Origin of the sequence: Pelagimonas sp., from assembly GCF_050633425.1 — a bacterium.
Taxonomy (GTDB): Bacteria; Pseudomonadota; Alphaproteobacteria; order Rhodobacterales; family Rhodobacteraceae; genus Pelagimonas.
The window spans coordinates 48,390-66,861 of record NZ_JBOEGM010000025.1 but is presented as its reverse complement, the minus strand read 5'-3'; the positions used below and the strand labels follow the sequence as shown (position 1 = coordinate 66,861).

The 18,472-nt window shown below is 55.3% G+C and carries 16 protein-coding genes; 11 read left to right on the top strand and 5 right to left on the bottom strand.

Annotated features, from left to right (window positions below; all coding sequences use genetic code 11):
- The first annotated feature begins 76 nt into the window (after positions 1–76).
- The 6 genes from ACRBB0_RS20725 (at position 77) to ACRBB0_RS20700 (ending at position 6,734) form a co-directional block, all read left to right on the top strand.
- Positions 77–718 carry a glutathione S-transferase family protein gene (locus ACRBB0_RS20725; protein ID WP_431376371.1) on the top strand — a complete coding sequence of 214 codons (642 nt, stop codon included), beginning with the start codon at positions 77–79 and terminating at the stop codon, positions 716–718.
- Positions 715–2,184: a betaine-aldehyde dehydrogenase gene (betB, locus tag ACRBB0_RS20720; protein ID WP_431376370.1), complete on the top strand. Its 1,470-nt coding sequence runs from the start codon at positions 715–717 to the stop codon at positions 2,182–2,184. The genes ACRBB0_RS20725 and betB overlap by 4 nt, the downstream gene beginning before the upstream one ends.
- A gap of 231 nt (positions 2,185–2,415) precedes the next feature.
- On the top strand, positions 2,416–4,068 hold the full coding sequence (gene betA, locus ACRBB0_RS20715; protein ID WP_431376369.1) for a choline dehydrogenase: 1,653 nt from the start codon (positions 2,416–2,418) through the stop codon (positions 4,066–4,068).
- 54 nt (positions 4,069–4,122) lie between these two features.
- On the top strand, positions 4,123–4,800 hold the full coding sequence (locus ACRBB0_RS20710; RefSeq protein ID WP_431376368.1) for a thermonuclease family protein: 678 nt from the start codon (positions 4,123–4,125) through the stop codon (positions 4,798–4,800).
- A 100-nt stretch (positions 4,801–4,900) separates the two neighbouring features.
- Complete coding sequence (locus ACRBB0_RS20705; protein ID WP_431376367.1) at positions 4,901–5,137, top strand: YdcH family protein; 237 nt, start codon at positions 4,901–4,903, stop codon at positions 5,135–5,137.
- A gap of 298 nt (positions 5,138–5,435) precedes the next feature.
- Complete coding sequence (locus ACRBB0_RS20700) at positions 5,436–6,734, top strand: flagellin (protein ID WP_431376366.1); 1,299 nt, start codon at positions 5,436–5,438, stop codon at positions 6,732–6,734.
- Positions 6,735–6,766: 32 nt separating this feature from the next.
- Here the strand turns inward: ACRBB0_RS20700 and ACRBB0_RS20695 are convergent, their stop codons facing one another.
- The 3 genes from ACRBB0_RS20695 to ACRBB0_RS20685 form a co-directional block, all read right to left on the bottom strand.
- Entirely contained in the window at positions 6,767–8,581 is a 1,815-nt protein-coding gene (locus tag ACRBB0_RS20695; protein WP_431376365.1) for a M3 family oligoendopeptidase, read from the bottom strand.
- A gap of 199 nt (positions 8,582–8,780) precedes the next feature.
- Positions 8,781–9,743, bottom strand: a complete 963-nt coding sequence (locus ACRBB0_RS20690) for an alpha/beta hydrolase (protein WP_431376364.1) — start codon at positions 9,741–9,743, stop codon at positions 8,781–8,783.
- Entirely contained in the window at positions 9,743–10,030 is a 288-nt protein-coding gene (locus ACRBB0_RS20685; protein ID WP_431376363.1) for an SCP2 sterol-binding domain-containing protein, read from the bottom strand. The genes ACRBB0_RS20690 and ACRBB0_RS20685 overlap by 1 nt, the downstream gene beginning before the upstream one ends.
- 83 nt (positions 10,031–10,113) lie before the next feature.
- Here ACRBB0_RS20685 and ACRBB0_RS20680 point away from each other — a divergent pair, with 83 nt between their 5' ends.
- From ACRBB0_RS20680 to ACRBB0_RS20660, 5 genes are all read left to right on the top strand, one after another.
- Entirely contained in the window at positions 10,114–10,677 is a 564-nt protein-coding gene (locus ACRBB0_RS20680; protein WP_431376362.1) for a tetratricopeptide repeat protein, read from the top strand.
- A gap of 25 nt (positions 10,678–10,702) precedes the next feature.
- Entirely contained in the window at positions 10,703–13,585 is a 2,883-nt protein-coding gene (locus tag ACRBB0_RS20675) for a helicase-related protein (protein ID WP_431376361.1), read from the top strand.
- Positions 13,586–13,981: an RNA-binding S4 domain-containing protein gene (locus tag ACRBB0_RS20670; RefSeq protein WP_431376360.1), complete on the top strand. Its 396-nt coding sequence runs from the start codon at positions 13,586–13,588 to the stop codon at positions 13,979–13,981. It begins immediately after the preceding gene.
- Between the two features lie 51 nt (positions 13,982–14,032).
- On the top strand, positions 14,033–14,371 hold the full coding sequence (fdxA, locus tag ACRBB0_RS20665; protein WP_431376359.1) for a ferredoxin FdxA: 339 nt from the start codon (positions 14,033–14,035) through the stop codon (positions 14,369–14,371).
- Positions 14,372–14,630: 259 nt separating this feature from the next.
- Entirely contained in the window at positions 14,631–15,140 is a 510-nt protein-coding gene (locus tag ACRBB0_RS20660; RefSeq protein WP_431376358.1) for a CarD family transcriptional regulator, read from the top strand.
- Between the two features lie 121 nt (positions 15,141–15,261).
- Here ACRBB0_RS20660 and ACRBB0_RS20655 read toward each other — a convergent pair whose 3' ends face one another.
- Both ACRBB0_RS20655 and ACRBB0_RS20650 read right to left on the bottom strand, forming a co-directional pair.
- Entirely contained in the window at positions 15,262–17,142 is a 1,881-nt protein-coding gene (locus ACRBB0_RS20655) for a cation:proton antiporter (RefSeq protein WP_431376357.1), read from the bottom strand.
- Between the two features lie 123 nt (positions 17,143–17,265).
- Positions 17,266–18,210 carry an alpha/beta hydrolase gene (locus tag ACRBB0_RS20650; RefSeq protein WP_431376356.1) on the bottom strand — a complete coding sequence of 315 codons (945 nt, stop codon included), beginning with the start codon at positions 18,208–18,210 and terminating at the stop codon, positions 17,266–17,268.
- Between the last annotated feature and the right edge of the window lie 262 nt (positions 18,211–18,472).

The window sequence follows — 18,472 nt, the reverse complement described above, 5'->3', positions numbered from 1 at the left end:
ACCGCTTTGATACGCCGCCCACCCACCCACCCCGTCGCATCAAAGCGGTTCAGGTTCATCGGGATGTGGTGGCGTCATGATGACCGTTTGGGGGCGTGCGACCTCATCTAATGTTCAGGCCGTTATGTGGTGTGCGGCTGAGCTCGGGCTTGAGGTGGATCGCCGCAATGTGGGCGAGGGGTTTGGCGGGTTAGACACGCCCGACTTTCTGGCGATGAACCCCAATGGGTTGATCCCTGTCTTGCAGGACGGTGATGTGACGCTTTTCGAAAGCGCGGCCATTATCCGGCATTTGGCGCGGGTTTATGGATCTGCCACGTTCTGGCCCAAGGCTGCCGCTGAATTGGCCGAGGTCGATCAATGGGCGGAATGGGCCAAGCAAATGCTGGCCAATCGCTTTACCGGCCCGATCTTTTGGCGGGTGGTGCGCACGCCGCTGGCACATCGCGATCACCGCGCCATACAGCACGCCGTCGCACAGTTTGAGACAGCGCTGGCTGTGGCGGAAAACAGGTTAAATGCCACTGATTGGCTGGCGGGGCCGGTTATGACACCGGGGGATATCCACTTGGGTCATGTGCTGTTTCGCTATTTTGACATCGACATCACGCGGGCCGACTTTCCGGCCTTGCGCGACTATTATGACCGGCTGACCCAAAGACCTGCCTATCAGGAGACGGTGATGCTTTCTTATGAGAGTTTGCGAGACACACTATGAGCACGAGCAAAAGCTATGATACCCAGCCCACGGCGAGCCATTTTGTAAATGGGGCCTATCTGGAAGATACGGACGGCGACCTGATTGAGGTGGTTTATCCCGCCACTGGCAAGGTGATCGCCCGGGTTCACGCCGCGACGCCAGCCGTTATTGAAGCGGCGATTGCCTCGGCCAAAGCGGCACAACGCGAATGGGCGGCCAAGTCGGGCACTGAGCGTGGGCGCGTGTTGCGACGCGCTGCTGATCTGATGCGCGAGCGCAATCGGGAGCTGTCGGAGCTCGAAACCCATGACACCGGCAAACCAATGTCCGAAACGCTTTATGTTGATGCGACATCGGGCGCGGACGCGCTTGAGTATTTCGGTGGTTTGGCGGGGAGCCTGACCGGAGAACATGTCAATCTGGGCGGCGATTGGGGATATACGGTGCGCGAGGCGCTGGGCGTTTGCGTTGGCATTGGTGCCTGGAATTACCCGACACAAATCGCCTGCTGGAAAGGCGCGCCGGCATTGGCCTGTGGCAATGCGATGATCTTTAAGCCGAGCGAAAACACACCGCTCTGTGCGCTTAAGGTGGCTGAAATCCTGCATGAAGCGGGATTGCCAGCGGGATTGTATAACGTGGTTCAGGGGATGGGGGCCGTTGGCGGCGCGTTGGTGAATGACCCGCGCGTAGATAAGGTTTCGTTGACTGGATCTGTGCCAACAGGGCGAAAAGTCTATGCGGCGGCGGCCGAGGGGATGAAGCATGTTACCATGGAGTTGGGCGGCAAAAGCCCTCTGATTATCTTTGACGACGCTGATCTGGAAAACGCGGTTGGCGGCGCGATCTTGGGGAATTTTTATTCTTCTGGTCAGGTTTGCTCAAACGGCACACGCGTCTTTGTTCAAAAAGGTATCAAGGAGGCGTTTTTGAAACGTCTGGCCGAGCGTTTGGAGACCGCCAAAATAGGCGACCCGATGGATGAAGACGTGAATTTTGGCCCGATGGTAAGCAAGGCGCAGCGCGATATTGTGATGTCCTACATCGACAAAGGTCGGGAGGAAGGTGCGCGTTTGGTGTGTGGTGGCTCTGAGATCGAGGGGGATGGGTTTTACATCCAGCCCACCGTTTTTGCGGATGTGTCAGACGGTATGACGATCGCGCGCGAAGAGATTTTTGGCCCGGTGATGTCAGTGCTGGATTTCGACGACGAAGCCGAGGTCATTGCCCGCGCAAATGATACGGAGTTTGGCCTGTCTGCCGGTGTCTTCACCAGCGATTTGACCCGCGGTCACCGCGTGATTGGAGAGCTGGAGGCGGGGAGTTGTTTCATCAACTCCTATAACGACGCACCGGTTGAGTTGCCGTTTGGGGGATCAAAGATGTCCGGTGTCGGGCGCGAAAACGCCAAAGGTGCGATAGAGCATTATTCACAAGTGAAATCGGTTTACGTGCGGATGGGCGACGTGGAATCGCCGTTCTAAGGCCGGTTTGGACGAGCGTGTTTAACGCTGGGGCAACAGCCCCGGCGAGCGGCCCACCCACCCACCCCCGTCTCGCCGGGGCTGTTGTGGGGAGCCAAGTTGACGTTTGAAATAGAGCATTTCGGAGCACGTCTCTGAAGTGATGAGCGACGTTTGCGCGAATTGCGCGGCGGCTTTTTGTGATCTTGGGTGTTTATGGAAGCGCCCGGATGCCTGAAAGGAAACAGAGGCATGAAAGCGGATTATGTTGTTGTCGGCGCGGGCAGCGCCGGGTGCGCGATGGCGTATCGTCTGGCTGAAGCCGGAAAATCGGTCATTGTGATCGAACATGGTGGCAGCGATTGGGGACCGTTTATTAACATGCCGGGTGCCCTGAGCTATCCGATGGGGATGAAAACCTATGATTGGGGCTTTGAGAGTGAACCAGAGCCCCATTTGGGGGGGCGGCGATTGGCCTGCCCGCGTGGCAAGGTTATTGGCGGTTCGTCTTCCATCAACGGCATGATCTATGTGCGCGGCCATGCCCGCGACTTTGACACATGGCGCGATATGGGGGCCGCTGGTTGGGGGTATGCCGATGTGTTGCCCTATTACAAACGGCTCGAAGATTGGCATGCCGGTGGACATGGCGGTGAGGCGGAGTGGCGCGGCAGAGGCGGGCCTTTGCATGTGACACGTGGCAAGCGCGACAATCCACTTGTCCCTGCCTTTGTCGAGGCGGGGCGTCAGGCGGGCTACCCTGTGACCGGCGATTACAATGGCCACCAACAAGAAGGGTTCGGCCCTTTTGACATGACGGTTTGGAAAGGCGCGCGCTGGTCTGCGGCCAAGGCCTATCTACGGCCAGCGGAAAAGCTGGGGGCACAGGTTGTCCGTGGTTTGGCCCGCAAAGTGGTGATCCAGGAGGGACGGGCCATTGGGGTCGAGCTGCGCCGGAAGGGGCGGATTGAGATCATTGAGGCCGCTCAGGAAGTCATCATTGCCGCTAGCGCAATAAACTCGCCCAAATTGTTGATGCATTCCGGTATTGGACCCGCTGCGCATCTTGCAGATCATGGTATTGATCTCGTGGCGGATCGACCGGGCGTCGGACAAAACTTGCAAGACCATCTCGAGCTCTACATCCAGCAAGCCGCGACAAAACCTGTGACCTTGGCCAAATACTGGAACCTGATTGGCAAGGGGTATGTCGGGGCGCGCTGGCTTTTTGGTCGGTCTGGACCAGGTGCGTCGAACCAGTTTGAAAGTGCGGGGTTTATTCGCTCAAAAGCGGGTGTTGAATACCCCGATATTCAGTACCATTTTCTGCCGATTGCGGTGCGTTACGATGGTCAGGTTGCCTCAGAGGGGCATGGGTATCAGGCGCATGTCGGGCCAATGCGGTCGCCGTCACGCGGGGCGATAACCCTAAAGTCCAATGACCCAGAGACCGCGCCCAGCATCCTGTTCAACTACATGAGCGAAGAACAGGATTGGGAGGATTTCCGCACATGCATTCGCCTCACACGGGAAATTTTTGGTCAAGAGGCGTTTGCGCCTTATCGCGGCCATGAGATTCAGCCAGGGGATGCGCTGCAAAGCGACGAAGAGCTCAACAGTTTCATCCAAGAACACGTTGAAAGCGCCTATCACCCTTGTGGGACCTGTAAAATGGGCGCGGTTGATGACCCTATGGCTGTGGTTGACCCTCAGGCGCGGGTGATTGGTGTAGAGGGTCTTCGGGTGGCGGACAGCTCAATCTTTCCGCAGATCACCAATGGCAATCTCAATGCGCCGTCAATCATGGTTGGGGAAAAGGTGTCTGACCACGTTTTGGGACGCAGTTTGCCAGCGGAAAACTCTGAACCTTGGATCCATCCTGAGTGGGAAACCGCCCAGCGTTAAGGAACTTCGACAGAATCGGTTGATTTCGGAGCTCCGGGCCCCGAGATTAACCGAATGTTAAGTATTCGTTTCTGTCTTGTTCTCATTTGTGGCGTCATTTCCGCCAATATCGCCTCTGGCGAGATCAGCGGCCCCTTGCGCGTCAAAGACGCAGATACAATCGACGTGGCGGGGACATCGGTGCGGCTTCACGCCATTGACGCGCCCGAAGTCAAACAACGTTGCGGTGGTCCTGGGCAACCGGTCTGGGCTTGTGGTGTCTGGAGCAAGGCGCAGGCACAGGCGCTTTTCGAAGGCCAAGTCGCGTCATGCGAACAGCTTGACACAGATAGATATGGCCGGGTCGTTGCACGCTGTTGGGTGAATGGGCAGGACATGGCCCGTGTTCTGGTTCGCGATGGCCTTGCTTTCGCCTTTCGTAAATACGGCTGGGACTACGACCTGGAAGAAAAAGCGGCGGCAATCGCAGGGCGCGGCTTGCATAGCACAGGCATTGTTGAGCCGGCACAATACCGGGCGCAGGGACGCGCGGCGCGGGCAAAATGGTCCTTGTCGTCTGCCCCGCAAGGCTGTGTTCTAAAAGGCAATATCTCCAAACATGGAGAGCGTATTTTTCATGCCCCCGATCAGCGATGGTATGATGTGACAACCATCCGGGTTGAAAAGGGCGAACGCTGGTTTTGCTCGGAATCAGAGGCCCAAAAAGCCGGTTGGCGCGCGGCAAAAAAATAAGACAAAAAGAGACAGGTTTTTGGCCGGGTTGATCCGAGTCAAAGTCTCGGACCCGTCGGTATGTCACCTTGCTTGCGAAATCGAACAAGGGGAGACGCAAATGTCACATACACCACATGAACTGGCCGAAGAATTTCCGGAATTTGTCGAAAAGATGAGCGTGCTGAAACAAGACGATGCGCATTTTGCCAAGCTGGCGGACGAGTATCATGATGTGAACCGTGAGGTGCACAGGGCTGAGACAAATGTTGAGCCGATGAGCGAGCAAGCCGAAGCAGAGCTGCGCAAAAAGCGTGCGGCTCTTAAGGATGAAATCTACGGAATGTTGTCGTCGTAAATCGCAAAACATGTTTTCTGGAAGGACCGGTCAGGCTTTGCTTGGCTGGTCCTTTTCTTTGTTCCCAACAGGTTGCGGCGGAAATAAGGCAGGTCTGCCACAATTTAGCCACAAATGTCGGCATTTCGCGTGAACATGTTTAGCGCCGATTTAACCATCGTCATTCAACTTCAGGCCATCCAAGTGAATGTTGCAAGTCGTCAGAAAAGACCGGCTTGTTGGGGCAGAATGCAACCTGTGAACACATCCTGATCGGTACATTGCGCAGAAGCGTGGCCGCGGAGCAGAGGCGTGAAACATGTCGAGTATTTTGACCAATAACGGGGCGTTTGCCGCCCTTAGGGCGTTGAGAACGGTTGGTGCCGATCTGGACAAGACCATGCAGCAAGTCGGGACCGGAAAACGGGTGTCGACCGCTGCGACGAATGCGTCGGTCTGGGCCGTTTCCAAGAAAATGGAATCCGATGTTAAGGGGTTCCGCCAGATTGCCGATGGCCTGAATCTGGCCCAAGCGACTTTGTCGGTCGCTCGGCAAGGGGCTGAAAGCTTGACGGATTTGCTTACGGAACTGAAAGGCAAAATCGTTGTTGCTCAGCAAGACAATATTGACCGTGTCAAAGTTCAAGCTGATGTTGATGCTTTGCGCGACCAGATCATTGCCGTGGTTGATGCCACGACATTCAATGGTCAAAACCTCATCAAACATGACAGCACCGAAGCCGGATATGGCCATGTTGAAATTCTGGCGTCGATCAGCCGGACCCAGCAAGGGGTTAGTACAAGCGACATTTCCTTGAAACGTCAGGATCTTAGGGCGCAGACTGCATTTGTTGCATCCGCTGGGGGGACCTATACAGCCACGGCAGATCAGCTCACGTTGAATGCCACACAAAGCGCGACGATGGATGTCAGTGGCTTGTCGGTTGAAACGGGCACGGCGTTTGGATTGTCGGTTTTTGGGACCGATGCAAATGCCTCTGGCTTTGATCAAGCTGAGTATCGAACGACGGCCGCCGGGGCGCAGACGCAATCGGAAATGGCCGGCGGCACCTTGGCCTATGTGGCCCGCGAAGGCGATACAATGGCCGACGTGGTGACAGGGCTGGGCCGCCGGTGGGAAGCCTATGCCAACGCCAATGGGTTGGCCTCTGACGTGCTGGCATTAAGCTTTGCGGGCACCGACATCACGGCAAGATCGAATGTCAGTTCGGCAAGCGATACGTTGCAGGTCTCTATCAGTCGATTGGATGCGGATGCTGGCAATCGAACCGGTGGTGAACTCGGCGATTTGCAAGGCCTGAATGTCACAACCGAGGCAGGCGCAGACGATGCGTTGGGCAGAGTAGACGTGATGATCGAGGCGGCGGTGGACGCCGCAGCGGAGATCGGATCCGTTCAGGGGCGGCTTACGACACAGGCAAACTTTACGACCAAATTGGTCGATAGTTTCACGGTAGGGATTGGCTCACTTGTTGACGCAGATTTGGTCGAAACCTCAGCGCGTCAACAGGCGCTTCAAGTTCAGCAACAGCTTGCCTTCCAATCCTTGTCGATTGCCAACCAATCGCCTCAGGCACTGATGTCGCTCTTCCGGTAAAGAAAAAGGCCGCTTTCGCGGCCTTTTTTGTCTCAGTCTTCCATGGCTTCTAGCTCGTCGATGAACTCTTCGATCATTGAAAGACCCTTGTCCCAGAAACTAGGGTCCGAGGCATCAAGCCCAAACGGGGCCAAAAGCTCTGAATGGTGTTTTGACCCGCCAGCCCGCAGCATTTCAAAATACTTGTCTTGGAACCCGTCGGGCTGTTCTTGGTAGGCCGCATAGAGCGCGTTCACCAAACCATCGCCAAATGCGTAGGCATACACATAGAAAGGCGAATGCACGAAATGCGGAATATAGGCCCAGAAGGTTTCGTAACCTTCCATAAATTCGAAGGCTGAGCCAAGGCTTTCGGCCTGAACGCTCATCCAAAGGGCGTTGATGTCATCCGGTGTGAGTTCCCCGCCGCGCCGCGCCGCATGCAATTTACATTCGAAATCGTAAAAGGCGATCTGGCGGACAACGGTATTGATCATGTCTTCGACCTTGCCGGCCAGCATCACCTTGCGTTCTGCTTGGGTTTGGGCACCGTCCAACATCTGGCGGAAGGTCAGCATTTCGCCAAACACCGAGGCAGTTTCGGCCAAGGTTAAGGGGGTGGAGGAGAGCATTTCGCCCTGACCCGCCGCCAAAACCTGATGCACACCATGGCCCAGCTCATGCGCCAAGGTCATGACATCGCGCGGTTTTCCCAAGTAATTGAGCATCACATAGGGATGCACATCTGTCACGGTCGGATGGGCAAACGCTCCGGGGGCTTTGCCCGGTTTCACTTCGGCATCAATCCAGCCCTTGGTGAAAAACGGTTCCGCCAATTCACCCATGCGTGGATCAAAGGCGTTATAGGCATCCATAACGGTCTTTTTCGCCTCTTCCCAATCGACGATGCGGTCGCTCTCCATTGGTAACGGGGCATTGCGATCCCAGACCTGCATGACATCCAGGCCGAGCCATTTGCGTTTTAATTCGTAATACCGGTGGCTTAGCCGCGGGTAGGCATTAACGACGGCGTTGCGCAATGCCTCAACAACTTCGGGTTCGACATCATTGGCGAGATGGCGACCGGCCTGCGCGGACGGCATGCCACGCCAGCGATCAACAATCTCTTTTTCCTTTGCTTGGGTGTTGTGCACACGCGCAAAGGTTTTGATATTGTCGGCAAAAACACGGGCCAGTTCCCGAGCGGCACCTTCACGCTTGCTGCGATCTTGGTCGGTGAGGAAATTCAGAGTTGCCTCGATGTTGAGGTCTTCGCCGTCGATGTCAAAAGTAAGCCCGGCAATGGTTTCGTCAAACAAACGTTCCCAGGCGTCGCCAACAACACCCAGATCATGCAAAAACTTCTCCAGCTCATCACTTAGCTGATGTGGCTTCATTTTGCGGATCTTGTCAAAAATCGGTTTGTAACGCGCCAAATCGGCGCTTTCGCTAAACAGACCGTCCAGGAAGTCATCCTCTAGCCGGTTGATTTCCAATGTGAAAAACACCAGAGGCGTTGAGAAGTTTGTGATGCGCTCTTGGGCATCGGATAGGAACTTGGCGCGCTCAGCATCGGTGGTAAGTTGGTAATACCGCAACCCGGCATAGGACATGATCCGACCTGCAACGCTATCAATGCGCTCTTGCCGCTTGATCGCTTCCAGCATCCCAGCGGCATCAAGCGTCGCGAGCTTGCCTTCGTAATTGTCGGCGAATTTCAGGCAGGCGGATTCGAGCCAATCCAGATCGCGCTTGAGCTCCGGCGCGTCATCGGCCGTATATAAATCGCTCAGATCCCATTCCGGCAACGGTCCTAGCGAGCCATCGCCATTCGAAGCATTGATGTCATAAAACGGCTGGGTCGGCATACGCGTCTCTCCTTGATATCTTATGCCAGAGCTAATCCTGCCAAGGCGGGAGGTTCAAGGGGCAGACGCGTATAACCTGTGGATTGCTATGAAAACTCTGCCCAATACGATGGAAAACAAGATCGCGACAGGCCAAGACCCGCAATGGGATCTTGTTTTACCCACTCGTATTGACAGGCCCGGCGCTGACAAAGTGTCATCAGGCGGTCAGGGCTGTGTCCGAACCTGCCCGGTCAAAAAGAGCACACATCTGATCCGCAACACGGCTGCGGGTGTTCTCATCTTCCATCAATATTTCATGTTCGCCATCAGTGATTTGCACCAATTGCCCACCGGGCCATTTTTCCATTCGGTTAAGAATGCGTGAGGTATCAACGATGCGTTCATTGGTGCCCAAAAATGTCAGACAGGGCTGTGATGGTGAGGGGCGGCGTGACAGTTCACGGGTTTCGGCCAAAGCTTCGTGTAGCCAGTTCAAGGACGGTCCACCAAGCTGCAATTCGGGCACGGCCAGAACCTGACGCCGCATATAATCCCACATCGCCGGGTCTCTGGTTAAGAGGTTGTTTTCAAACGGTTCGGTGACGATATAGCTTTCGGGTTTGGTGCCCGGTGTGAAGACATGGCCAAGGCCAATTTGCTTGCCCCACCAAGACAAGGCCCAGGCCGCAGGGCGCAGCGGATCGGCCATGCGAATCCCCCACATTGGGCCGGTGAACACGCAGCTTTCAACCGGTAGGCCATCCATAACAGCGCGCAACCCAATGCAGCCGCCCATGGAGTGGCCAATCATGTGCAAGGGGCGGGGCAGGCCAAGCGCACCGACGCTATCAAGAAGGGCAGCAACGTCACGTTGATAGTCTTCAAAGACATGGACGTGACCAGCCATCGGCTCATCGAGCATCCGATCTGCCAAGCCCTGACCTCGCCAGTCAATCGCCAACACGTGATATCCACGCGCGGTTAGATCAGACGCGGTGCGGCCATATTTTTCGACATATTCTGTGCGGCCGGGCATAAGCAGCACGGTACCCCGCGCCTGTTCTGCCGGGAAATGCGCCACGCGAAGGCGCAACCCGTCGTCGGCCTCAACCCAATAGGCACGGCCATTAACGGGACCATCAGACAGATCGGCATGAAAAGGCGCGGGAACCAAACTCATTATGCTAACGCCGATGCAAGACGCATGGCGGCGGACATATCGCCGTCAATGGTCAATTTGCCTGACATGAACGCGCCAGTTGGGTTCAGATCGCCCGATAGGATCTGCTCAAATGTGTCAACGTCCGCAGTCAGGGTGACATCGGCATCGTCGTCACCAGCGCGCACGCCGTTTTCGTCTACGATCACACTGCCTTCTTCGCCGAGCACAAATTTGGCTGTGGCATCAAAGCCGTCGCCGAGCTTTTCAGCCAGTGCTGCAACTGCAGTATTGATAGTGTCGCTCATGTATTTTCCTCTCTACATCAAGTGGTGCTGGAAATCTTGCGCTCCAGCGCTACACTCAGGACACGTTATGAGCACGGGTCACCATGGTTTTCAAATCTATCCTCACGGCACTTTGCACCGTAGTAATGATTTCCCTACCTTTTGGTTTACGGGCGGAAAATCGCGCGTCGGACCTTGCGACAGGGCTGCTGCACGACCTTTCCGTAGCGGAAGACGCCGCTGCGGCCCAAAGGTTGGAAGCTCAATTATTAGCAGAGTGGTCTAAATCTGGCTCGCCTGCAATGGATTTGCTGCTAAAGCGCGGACATGATGCGCTTGAGGTCGAAAAAATCGACGCCGCGTTGGAGCATTTTCGCGCTTTGACAGATCATGCTCCGATGTTTGCTGAGGGCTGGCACGGGCTTGCTTTGGCCTATTTCCAGGCCGAGCGTTTTGGTGTGGCAATGGAGGCTTTGGAACGGACGCTGGCGTTGAACCCCAATCAATTTGCCGCCATGCGAGGGGTGGGCGCAATCCAGGAGCAGGTTGGAAATCCGGCCCTTGCCTATGATGCCTATGCGCGTGTACTTGAGCTGCGACCGCATGACCCAGACGTCATGAAGGCGTTGGCGCGGCTGGAACAAGAGGTGAAGGGCGTAAAGCTCTGATAACAAGGACCCTCCGGGAAAATTTATGAGCATGACAGCGCGGATCGCGGCCGTTCTCGGCCCGACCAATACCGGCAAAACCACCTATGCAATTGACCGAATGCTCAGCTACCGGACCGGTTTAATCGGTTTGCCGCTGCGGCTTTTGGCACGTGAAGTCTATGATCGCGTTGTTGATCTGCGCGGGCCATCTGTCGTGGCCCTGGTCACTGGCGAAGAGCGAATCGTACCGCCGCGGGCGAAATATTGGATCAGCACCGTCGAGGCGATGCCCGAAGGGATGGGCGCTGATTTTGTTGCCATTGATGAAATCCAACTCTGTGCCGACCCAGACCGTGGCCATGTGTTCACCGATCGTCTTTTGCGCATGCGTGGCACCCATGAGACGCTGTTTTTAGGCTCAGACACCATGCGAGGCCCGATTCAGACCTTGGTGTCGGATGTGGAATTCATCTATCGGGACCGGATGAGCCAATTGGCCTATGCCGGATCAAAAAAGATTAGCCGTTTGCAACCTCGCTCTGCGATTGTCGGGTTTTCGGTGGACAATGTTTATGCGATTGCCGAGCTGCTCAAACGCCAAAAAGGCGGGGCTGCGGTTGTCATGGGGGCACTCAGCCCGCGCACCCGCAATGCACAAGTGGCATTATATCAAAACCGCGAAGTGGATTATCTGGTTGCGACTGATGCGATTGGTATGGGGCTCAACCTTGATATCGACCACATTGCCTTTTCATCGCTGAGCAAATTTGACGGGCGTCGCATGCGCCAGCTTCAACCCAACGAACTGGCGCAAATCGCGGGACGGGCAGGGCGGGGCATGTCGGATGGCACTTTCGGGGTGACGGGGGATGCCGGTCAAATCCCCGAGGAATGGGCCGACGCGATCTGCAATCACCAGTTTACGCCGCTCAAAAAGCTGAACTGGCGGAACTCAAAACTGCAGTTCGGTAGTATCGACGCATTGGAGCGCAGCCTTGACCAAGCCCCAAGTGATGAAAATTTAGTCAAAGCGCGCGAGGCAGATGACTTGCGCGCGCTACGTCATCTGAGCTCAGAGGCGGAAATCCGCGCACGGGCATCTGATGGGAAATCGGTCCAGCTGTTGTGGGATACCTGCCGGATCCCCGACTTTCGTGGCATATCCCCAGCGGAACATTCCGGTCTTTTACAGGTTATTTTCCAATATCTGCATGAAAAAGGACACGTTCCGGATGATTTTATGGCGCGACAAATCAACCGTATTGACCGTATTGATGGTGACATTGACACATTGTCGAAACGTCTGGCCTATATCCGTACTTGGACCTATGTTGCGCAGCGCAATGGCTGGACCAGAGATGAAGACCATTGGCGCGGGGCAACTCGCAAAGTTGAAGACAGCCTGTCAGATGCGTTACACCAACGCCTGACACAAAGATTTGTTGATCGGCGCACAAGTGTTTTGCTGCGCCGATTGAAACAGAAGGAGGCCCTTTTGGCCGAAGTGAACGATCAAGGTGAAGTTACCGTCGAAGGAGAATTCGTCGGGAAACTAGAGGGTTTCCGATTCCGTCAGGATAAGGATGCAACTGGGCAAGAAGCCAAAACGCTTAGACAAGCGTCGCTTCAGGCGTTGACACCGCATTTCCATTTGCGGGCGGACCGGTTTTACAATGCACCAGACAGTGAGATTGATTTCACCGAGCAGGGCGGCCTTATGTGGGGCGACCAGGCGGTGGGCAAGCTCGCCAAGGGAGACGATCCGCTCAAGCCGCGTGTTGTTGTCTTTGTCGATGACGAAGCCGGAGCAGATGTCGCGCAAAAAGTAGAGCGCCGTTTGCAGCATTTCATGGACCGCAAGATTGCGGCGCTGTTTGAGCCGCTGGTGAAAATGCGCGACGACGAAGCGCTGACAGGTTTGGCACGTGGTTTCGCGTTCCAACTGGTCGAAGCGATGGGTGTTGTGCAACGCGCAGATGTGGCCGATGACGTTAAAGCGTTGGATCAGGATGCGCGTGGGACTTTGCGCAAGCATGGTGTGCGATTTGGTCAATATACGATCTTTATGCCGTTGCTGCTCAAGCCTGCACCGACACGTCTGCGTTTGGTTTTGTGGAGCCTTGCCAACGATTTGCAAGAGTTTCCTGAGGCACCGCCTCCCGGTCTTGTGACCGTTCCAAATGTCGAAGAAATCCCGGCGCGCCACTATGCGCTGGCTGGCTATCGTAAATCTGGCGCTCGGGCGATCCGCATTGATATGCTGGAGCGTCTTGCAGATATGCTGCGTACGGAAGACAGCCGCGCCGGCTTTGAAGCCAATGCGGATATGTTGTCGATCACCGGGATGACGCTGGAGCAATTTGCCGATTTGATGGGCGGCTTGGGCTACAAGGCCGAAAAAGGCGAGCGGGCCAAAGTCAAATTGACCGCGCCCGTTGATGCCGGGTCTTCTGAGACCGCCGCAAGTGAGCCACAAGCGTCGGACGCTGCGCCTGTCGAGGGCCAAGAGCCTGCGTCCGAAACCGCGAATGACAAGCCAGTCGCTGAGCCAGCCGGTCAGACATCCGGGGGCGACGTGGACACGCTCGAGGCCCCAGTGGCCGAAGCCGCAAGCGCTGAAGCACCTGCCGAGGCCGAGATGGAGGTGTTCTTTACCTTCACTTGGGGCGGCAACCGTGGTGGCCAACGTCGCGGTGGGGGCAAGCCCCAGCGCAATGCGCGTGGTGGCGGTGACAATCGCAATGAACGCAGTGGTGGCGATCGACCGCGGGGCGGCAAAGGCAAGCCACGCGGCAAGGGCGGCCCCAAAGGCGGTGGCGATCGCGGTGCCAAGACCTTCCAGGCGCGTCCGCCCAAGAAGGAAAAGCCGATTGATCCCGATAACCCCTTTGCAGCAGCGCTTATGGGGTTGAAGGACAAGACCTAAGTGGCCGAAACAACCGGGAAAGTTCGGGTTGAGAAAATCCGGATAGACAAATGGCTCTGGCAGGCGCGGTTTTTCAAAACCCGGAGCCTGTCGGCCAAGGTTGTATCCGCTGGTGGGTGTCGTGTGAACGGAACTCCGGTTTCAAAACCGGCATTTGGGGTCAGCGCGGGGGACGTGCTGACCTTTGCCAAAGAAGACGATGTGCGCGTAATCAAAGTTGTGGCTTTGGGTGACCGTCGTGGCCCCGCACCCGAGGCGCGCCAGCTCTATGAAGATCTTGCCCCGCCTCAGCCGCGGGAAAAACCGCATGAGGCCCCAAAATTTGACGGTGGCGGGCGGCCAAGCAAACGGGATCGTCGTGCTCTCGAACAGTTGCGCAGGGATGTGCTTGAATGATGGCGCGGCGTGGTCTAGTCACGCGGCAAGCTTTTTGAAGGATCGAGATTCATGACCTACGTGGTGATCGACAATTGCATCGCCTGCAAATACACCGACTGTGTCGAGGTGTGCCCTGTAGATTGTTTCTATGAGGGGGAGAACATGTTAGTGATCCACCCCGATGAATGTATCGACTGCGGGGTTTGCGAACCGGAATGTCCAGCGGATGCGATCCGCCCAGACACTGAGCCAGAAATGGAAAAATGGGTTGAATTCAACCGCAAGTATTCCGAAGCATGGCCGGTGATTATCGAAAAGAAAGATCCGCTGCCCGACTACGAAGCCAGAGATGGCGAACCTGATAAGCTGAAGAAATACTTCTCAGAAGCGCCGGGTGAGGGCAGTTAAGCGAATCGAGTTTCGTTTTTCCGTTTTCCTGAGCTTTGCGCTTTAGGGGGCTGAAACTAATGACAAAAAGCACTTTTTCCCATGCTATGGGAATAGGTGCTTTTTTGTGATATACTGACACTTCACAAGACGACATTTTGTTGGGTGCAGAGCATTTAGGTTCTGTGAAAATAGCTATGAGAGATGATCGGGTATCGTGAGGTTCCCGTTCGTCTTTTTTGTCGCCCATAGGAAATGCGCTGCAAGGAATGAGACTTATATGACCAAAGCGAAGAAACCCGAATTCCGTCCAAATGAATACGTTGTCTATCCGGCACATGGTGTCGGCCAGATAGTGAACATCGAGGAACAGGAAATCGCCGGCATCCAGCTGGAGCTTTTCGTGATTTCGTTTGAAAAGGACAAGATGACCTTGCGGGTGCCTACCCACAAAGCTACGGAAATCGGTATGCGCTCGCTCAGCTCACCTGATGTGATCGACGCGGCAATGAAAACTCTGCGTGGTAAAGCCAAGGTGAAACGCGCGATGTGGTCGCGCCGGGCTCAGGAATATGAGCAAAAGATCAACTCAGGCGACCTGATTGCAATCGCAGAAGTGGTGCGCGACCTGCATCGCGCCGATGATCAACGCGAGCAAAGCTATTCTGAACGCCAGCTTTACGAAGCGGCTTTGGAGCGTTTGACGCGTGAAGTCGCTGCGGTGGCTGGTGGCGACGAAGTGGGTGCTGCCAAACAGGTGGACGACGTTCTGGCTCTGCGCGCCGCGTAACGTTTCGCTGAGCTATAAAAGCGTGTCTTTGGTGAAAAGGCACGTTTTTTCTTGGCGATTGTTAATCCCGTTCCAAGGATTTGCCAAACTCTTGCAAGAGTTTTGTTGCGCAGGCTGGTGGTTACGCCATGTCCTTTTTGCCGCGCTCTTCCAACGCATTAAACAGCGCTGTTTCCAGTTCTTTTTCCAATTCTTTCGCACGTTTAATATAGGCGTGGTTGTCGGCTGGGGCGATTGTCGGATCCCACAACAAAGCGAGTTCGCGGATCGTATGGCGGTCGTGATGGTAAAACGTCTCTTCAGCGATGGCGGCCTCGTATTCGCTCATCCCAATGTTTTCAAGCACATAGCGCCCAGCCCGGAGCGAGCTGTCAAACATTTCACGGACAATATCGCTCGCCCCAGCTTGATAGAGGCTAAAGACATGGGTTCTGTCATGGGCACGTGCGACGATGTGCAGGTCTGGGCGCAACCGACGCGCATAAGCGACAAGTTTGACCGTCGCTTTGGTGTCATCCAGCGCGACAACCAAAACGCGGGCCGTTTCAATGCCAGCCGCATGAAGCAGTTCCGGGCGGGTCGGATCACCAAAGAAGCCCTTGTAGCCAAACCGCCGCATGAGTTGTATCGTTTGCATGTCGTGATCAAGAACAACGGTGCGGTAGCCCGAGTTTTGCACCAAACGGTTGACGATTTGCCCAAATCGCCCGATCCCAGCAATGATCACAGGCCCATCTGTATCAATCGTATCGGCTTCGATGATTTCGCGGGTGTCTTCGACCCGGTGTGACAGCCATTCATAGACCAGAAACAGCAAAGGTGTGATCAACATTGATAACGCGACAACCAAGAGCATGCGGTCGCTGAGGGCGGCGCTAAACACTTTTTGCTGATGACCGTATGAGACCAAAACAAAGCCGAACTCACCCGCTTGTGCGAGCCCAAGCGTAAAAAGCCATTGGCCACGATGGCTAAGTTGGAACAAGCGGCCAATCCCATAGAGAATAATGCCTTTGGTCACAATGACACTAACAGTTAGCGCCAAAATGAGACCCGGTTCGCTCAGGAGCCTATCAACGTCGATACCAGCCCCAACAGTGATAAAGAACAGGCCAAGCAGCAGGCCTTTAAAGGGGGCGATGTCTGATTCCAGCTCGTGGCGGAATTCTGAGTTTGCCAAGACCACGCCCGCCAAGAATGTCCCCAAAGCCGGTGAAAGCCCCAAAAGGATCATCAAAAAGCCGATGCCAATGACAATAAGCAGGGCCACCGCTGTGAACATCTCGGGCAAGCGGGCCGAGTGGATGTAACGAAACAATGGGCGGGCCCCATAGATACCGCCCAAAATAATGCCCAATATCACCCCCAAGGTGACCAAGGCCGCACCCCAGCCTGGAAGCCCTTCGACCAAAGACATGGCGGCGTGTGTGTCGTCGGCATGTTCAACCGCGGCGCGCTGAATTGATCCGTCGGCTGACAGTGACACTGCAGGTGAAAACGCCAACAGCGGTAAGACCACCAACATCGGGATGACGGCAATATCCTGGGTCAACAGCACTGAAAACGTTGATCTGCCTCCAGATGTTTGCATCAATCCCTTTTCGGACAGTGTCTGCAGGACAATGGCGGTTGACGATAAGGCCAAGGTCAATCCGATCGCCAAAGATGTATTCCACGGATAGCCCAGTGCCATCGCACCCAACGTGATGGCGGCGGCGGTGCCACCAATCTGCAAACCACCAAGCCCCAAAAGGCGATGGCGCATGCCCCAAAGCGCCCTTGGTTCAAGCTCGAGCCCAATGATGAAAAGCATCATGACAACGCCGAATTCCGCAAAATGCTGAATGTCAGCGGTATCAACCACCAAGCCTAAGCCCGGACCGATGGCAAGGCCCGCCAATAGATAGCCCAACACCGAGCCAAGACCCATCCGTGCCGCTAGAGGAACTGCTATCACCGCAGCGGCCAGGAAAACGGAGGCCTGAAACAGCATGGATTCCATAATTGGTTGCTACCTTTGATCCAGTTCTCACCATGATGCGGTATCGGAACGAGAGAACGCAATATTTAGAGGGACATATATAGCAATTCTTCTCCTTTAGAAGAATGCGTGATGCCAAAATACTCAGTTTAGGTGAAGAACAGATTGATTGCTTTTACCAGACCATCTGTTTAGCCGAAACCGGGACCAACGTGGTTCGGAATCTCCTGGGAGCAGGGCGCGCAACTGTCCTACTGGCATGTCGCCGTTCAAAAATGCCCGATAGAGCGGGAAGACCCCGGGGCGCAGATAGGGGGACCAATGGCAGATTCGGCGCTGCGGATGCGCGATCGGAAAGCGGGCCTTTTGCAGGGCTTTTAGCGATCTTCTGTCGTCCAATTGTAAGGTCGCGATGTTTGGCAATGTGATGCTGCCGTGGCCGAGCATCCGATCATTTGGGGCAGGGCGGGAAATCACGCGTTCCAGCAAGAAATCAAAGATATCATTTTCGCGGCTCGAGACATTCAAGACCTGAACTTGCTTGCCAGCCGATGTTGTCAGCGCTTGGCCCGCCACGCTGCTGTATTCAGCGGCAGCCATCAAAATGGCATGCGACACCGAGCCTGGGTCGCTTTTGTGAATGGCCCGCAACGCTACTCGCGCCCCGAGGGAATGGCCAATCAATTGAATCGGACGATCCGGGGTTAGCATTTTGATCGTGTTCAGCAATGTTGCCAATGCATCGCCTGCGATCTGGGCGGCTTTGTGAGCGTTCCAAATACTCCCACGTGAGGCCCAACCAAATGAGATCCCTAAACCTTCGCCCGACTGTCCACGCAGACCAAGATGGCGCGGCCAGCTGATTTTTCCACGCAGGGTGTCGGGCGGGATACGGGAAAAAATACCGTCATGTGGGCAAAACCCTGGGCGACCGGGCAAATATTTGAACCCATGGATCATAATCTTGATCGGACCGTGATCCAGAGATAATGCGTGACGCAAAGTTGGGACCAATGCGGCCGGAGACCCGTGAATTTGGGGGCTGTTGTCTTGTACTGAAATGCGCAACATCGGCATGGTGCTATCCACGAAATCCTGTGTCCAAGGGCCTATCCAAAGGCTGCAACGGAATTGTGAAGGGTTTGTTATAGCTGCGTTACGCGCATCAGCCGGGCGCGCAACGGGTGTGTTTTCTTGGATATAGCGGTTTTTCCTTAGTGGTCGGCTTTAAGCTATTGTCGATAAATTGTTTTTGGGGCTATGGGGGCGGTGCACGACGGGATGTCCGCTTGGCACAGCTTACTAAATGTTAAGAGTTAGGCGATGACCATGTGTTAGATTTGCGCGATCC

Coding starts and splice junctions, on each gene's coding strand:
- ACRBB0_RS20725 (WP_431376371.1), top strand. CDS start 77: ATGATGACCGTTTGGGGGCGTGCGACCTCATCTAATGTTCAGGCCGTT.
- fdxA (WP_431376359.1), top strand. CDS start 14,033: ATGACCTACGTGGTGATCGACAATTGCATCGCCTGCAAATACACCGAC.
- ACRBB0_RS20660 (WP_431376358.1), top strand. CDS start 14,631: ATGACCAAAGCGAAGAAACCCGAATTCCGTCCAAATGAATACGTTGTC.
- ACRBB0_RS20700 (WP_431376366.1), top strand. CDS start 5,436: ATGTCGAGTATTTTGACCAATAACGGGGCGTTTGCCGCCCTTAGGGCG.
- ACRBB0_RS20690 (WP_431376364.1), bottom strand. CDS start 9,743: ATGAGTTTGGTTCCCGCGCCTTTTCATGCCGATCTGTCTGATGGTCCC.
- ACRBB0_RS20695 (WP_431376365.1), bottom strand. CDS start 8,581: ATGCCGACCCAGCCGTTTTATGACATCAATGCTTCGAATGGCGATGGC.
- ACRBB0_RS20705 (WP_431376367.1), top strand. CDS start 4,901: ATGTCACATACACCACATGAACTGGCCGAAGAATTTCCGGAATTTGTC.
- betA (WP_431376369.1), top strand. CDS start 2,416: ATGAAAGCGGATTATGTTGTTGTCGGCGCGGGCAGCGCCGGGTGCGCG.
- ACRBB0_RS20675 (WP_431376361.1), top strand. CDS start 10,703: ATGAGCATGACAGCGCGGATCGCGGCCGTTCTCGGCCCGACCAATACC.
- ACRBB0_RS20680 (WP_431376362.1), top strand. CDS start 10,114: ATGGTTTTCAAATCTATCCTCACGGCACTTTGCACCGTAGTAATGATT.
- ACRBB0_RS20655 (WP_431376357.1), bottom strand. CDS start 17,142: ATGGAATCCATGCTGTTTCAGGCCTCCGTTTTCCTGGCCGCTGCGGTG.
- ACRBB0_RS20685 (WP_431376363.1), bottom strand. CDS start 10,030: ATGAGCGACACTATCAATACTGCAGTTGCAGCACTGGCTGAAAAGCTC.
- betB (WP_431376370.1), top strand. CDS start 715: ATGAGCACGAGCAAAAGCTATGATACCCAGCCCACGGCGAGCCATTTT.
- ACRBB0_RS20710 (WP_431376368.1), top strand. CDS start 4,123: ATGTTAAGTATTCGTTTCTGTCTTGTTCTCATTTGTGGCGTCATTTCC.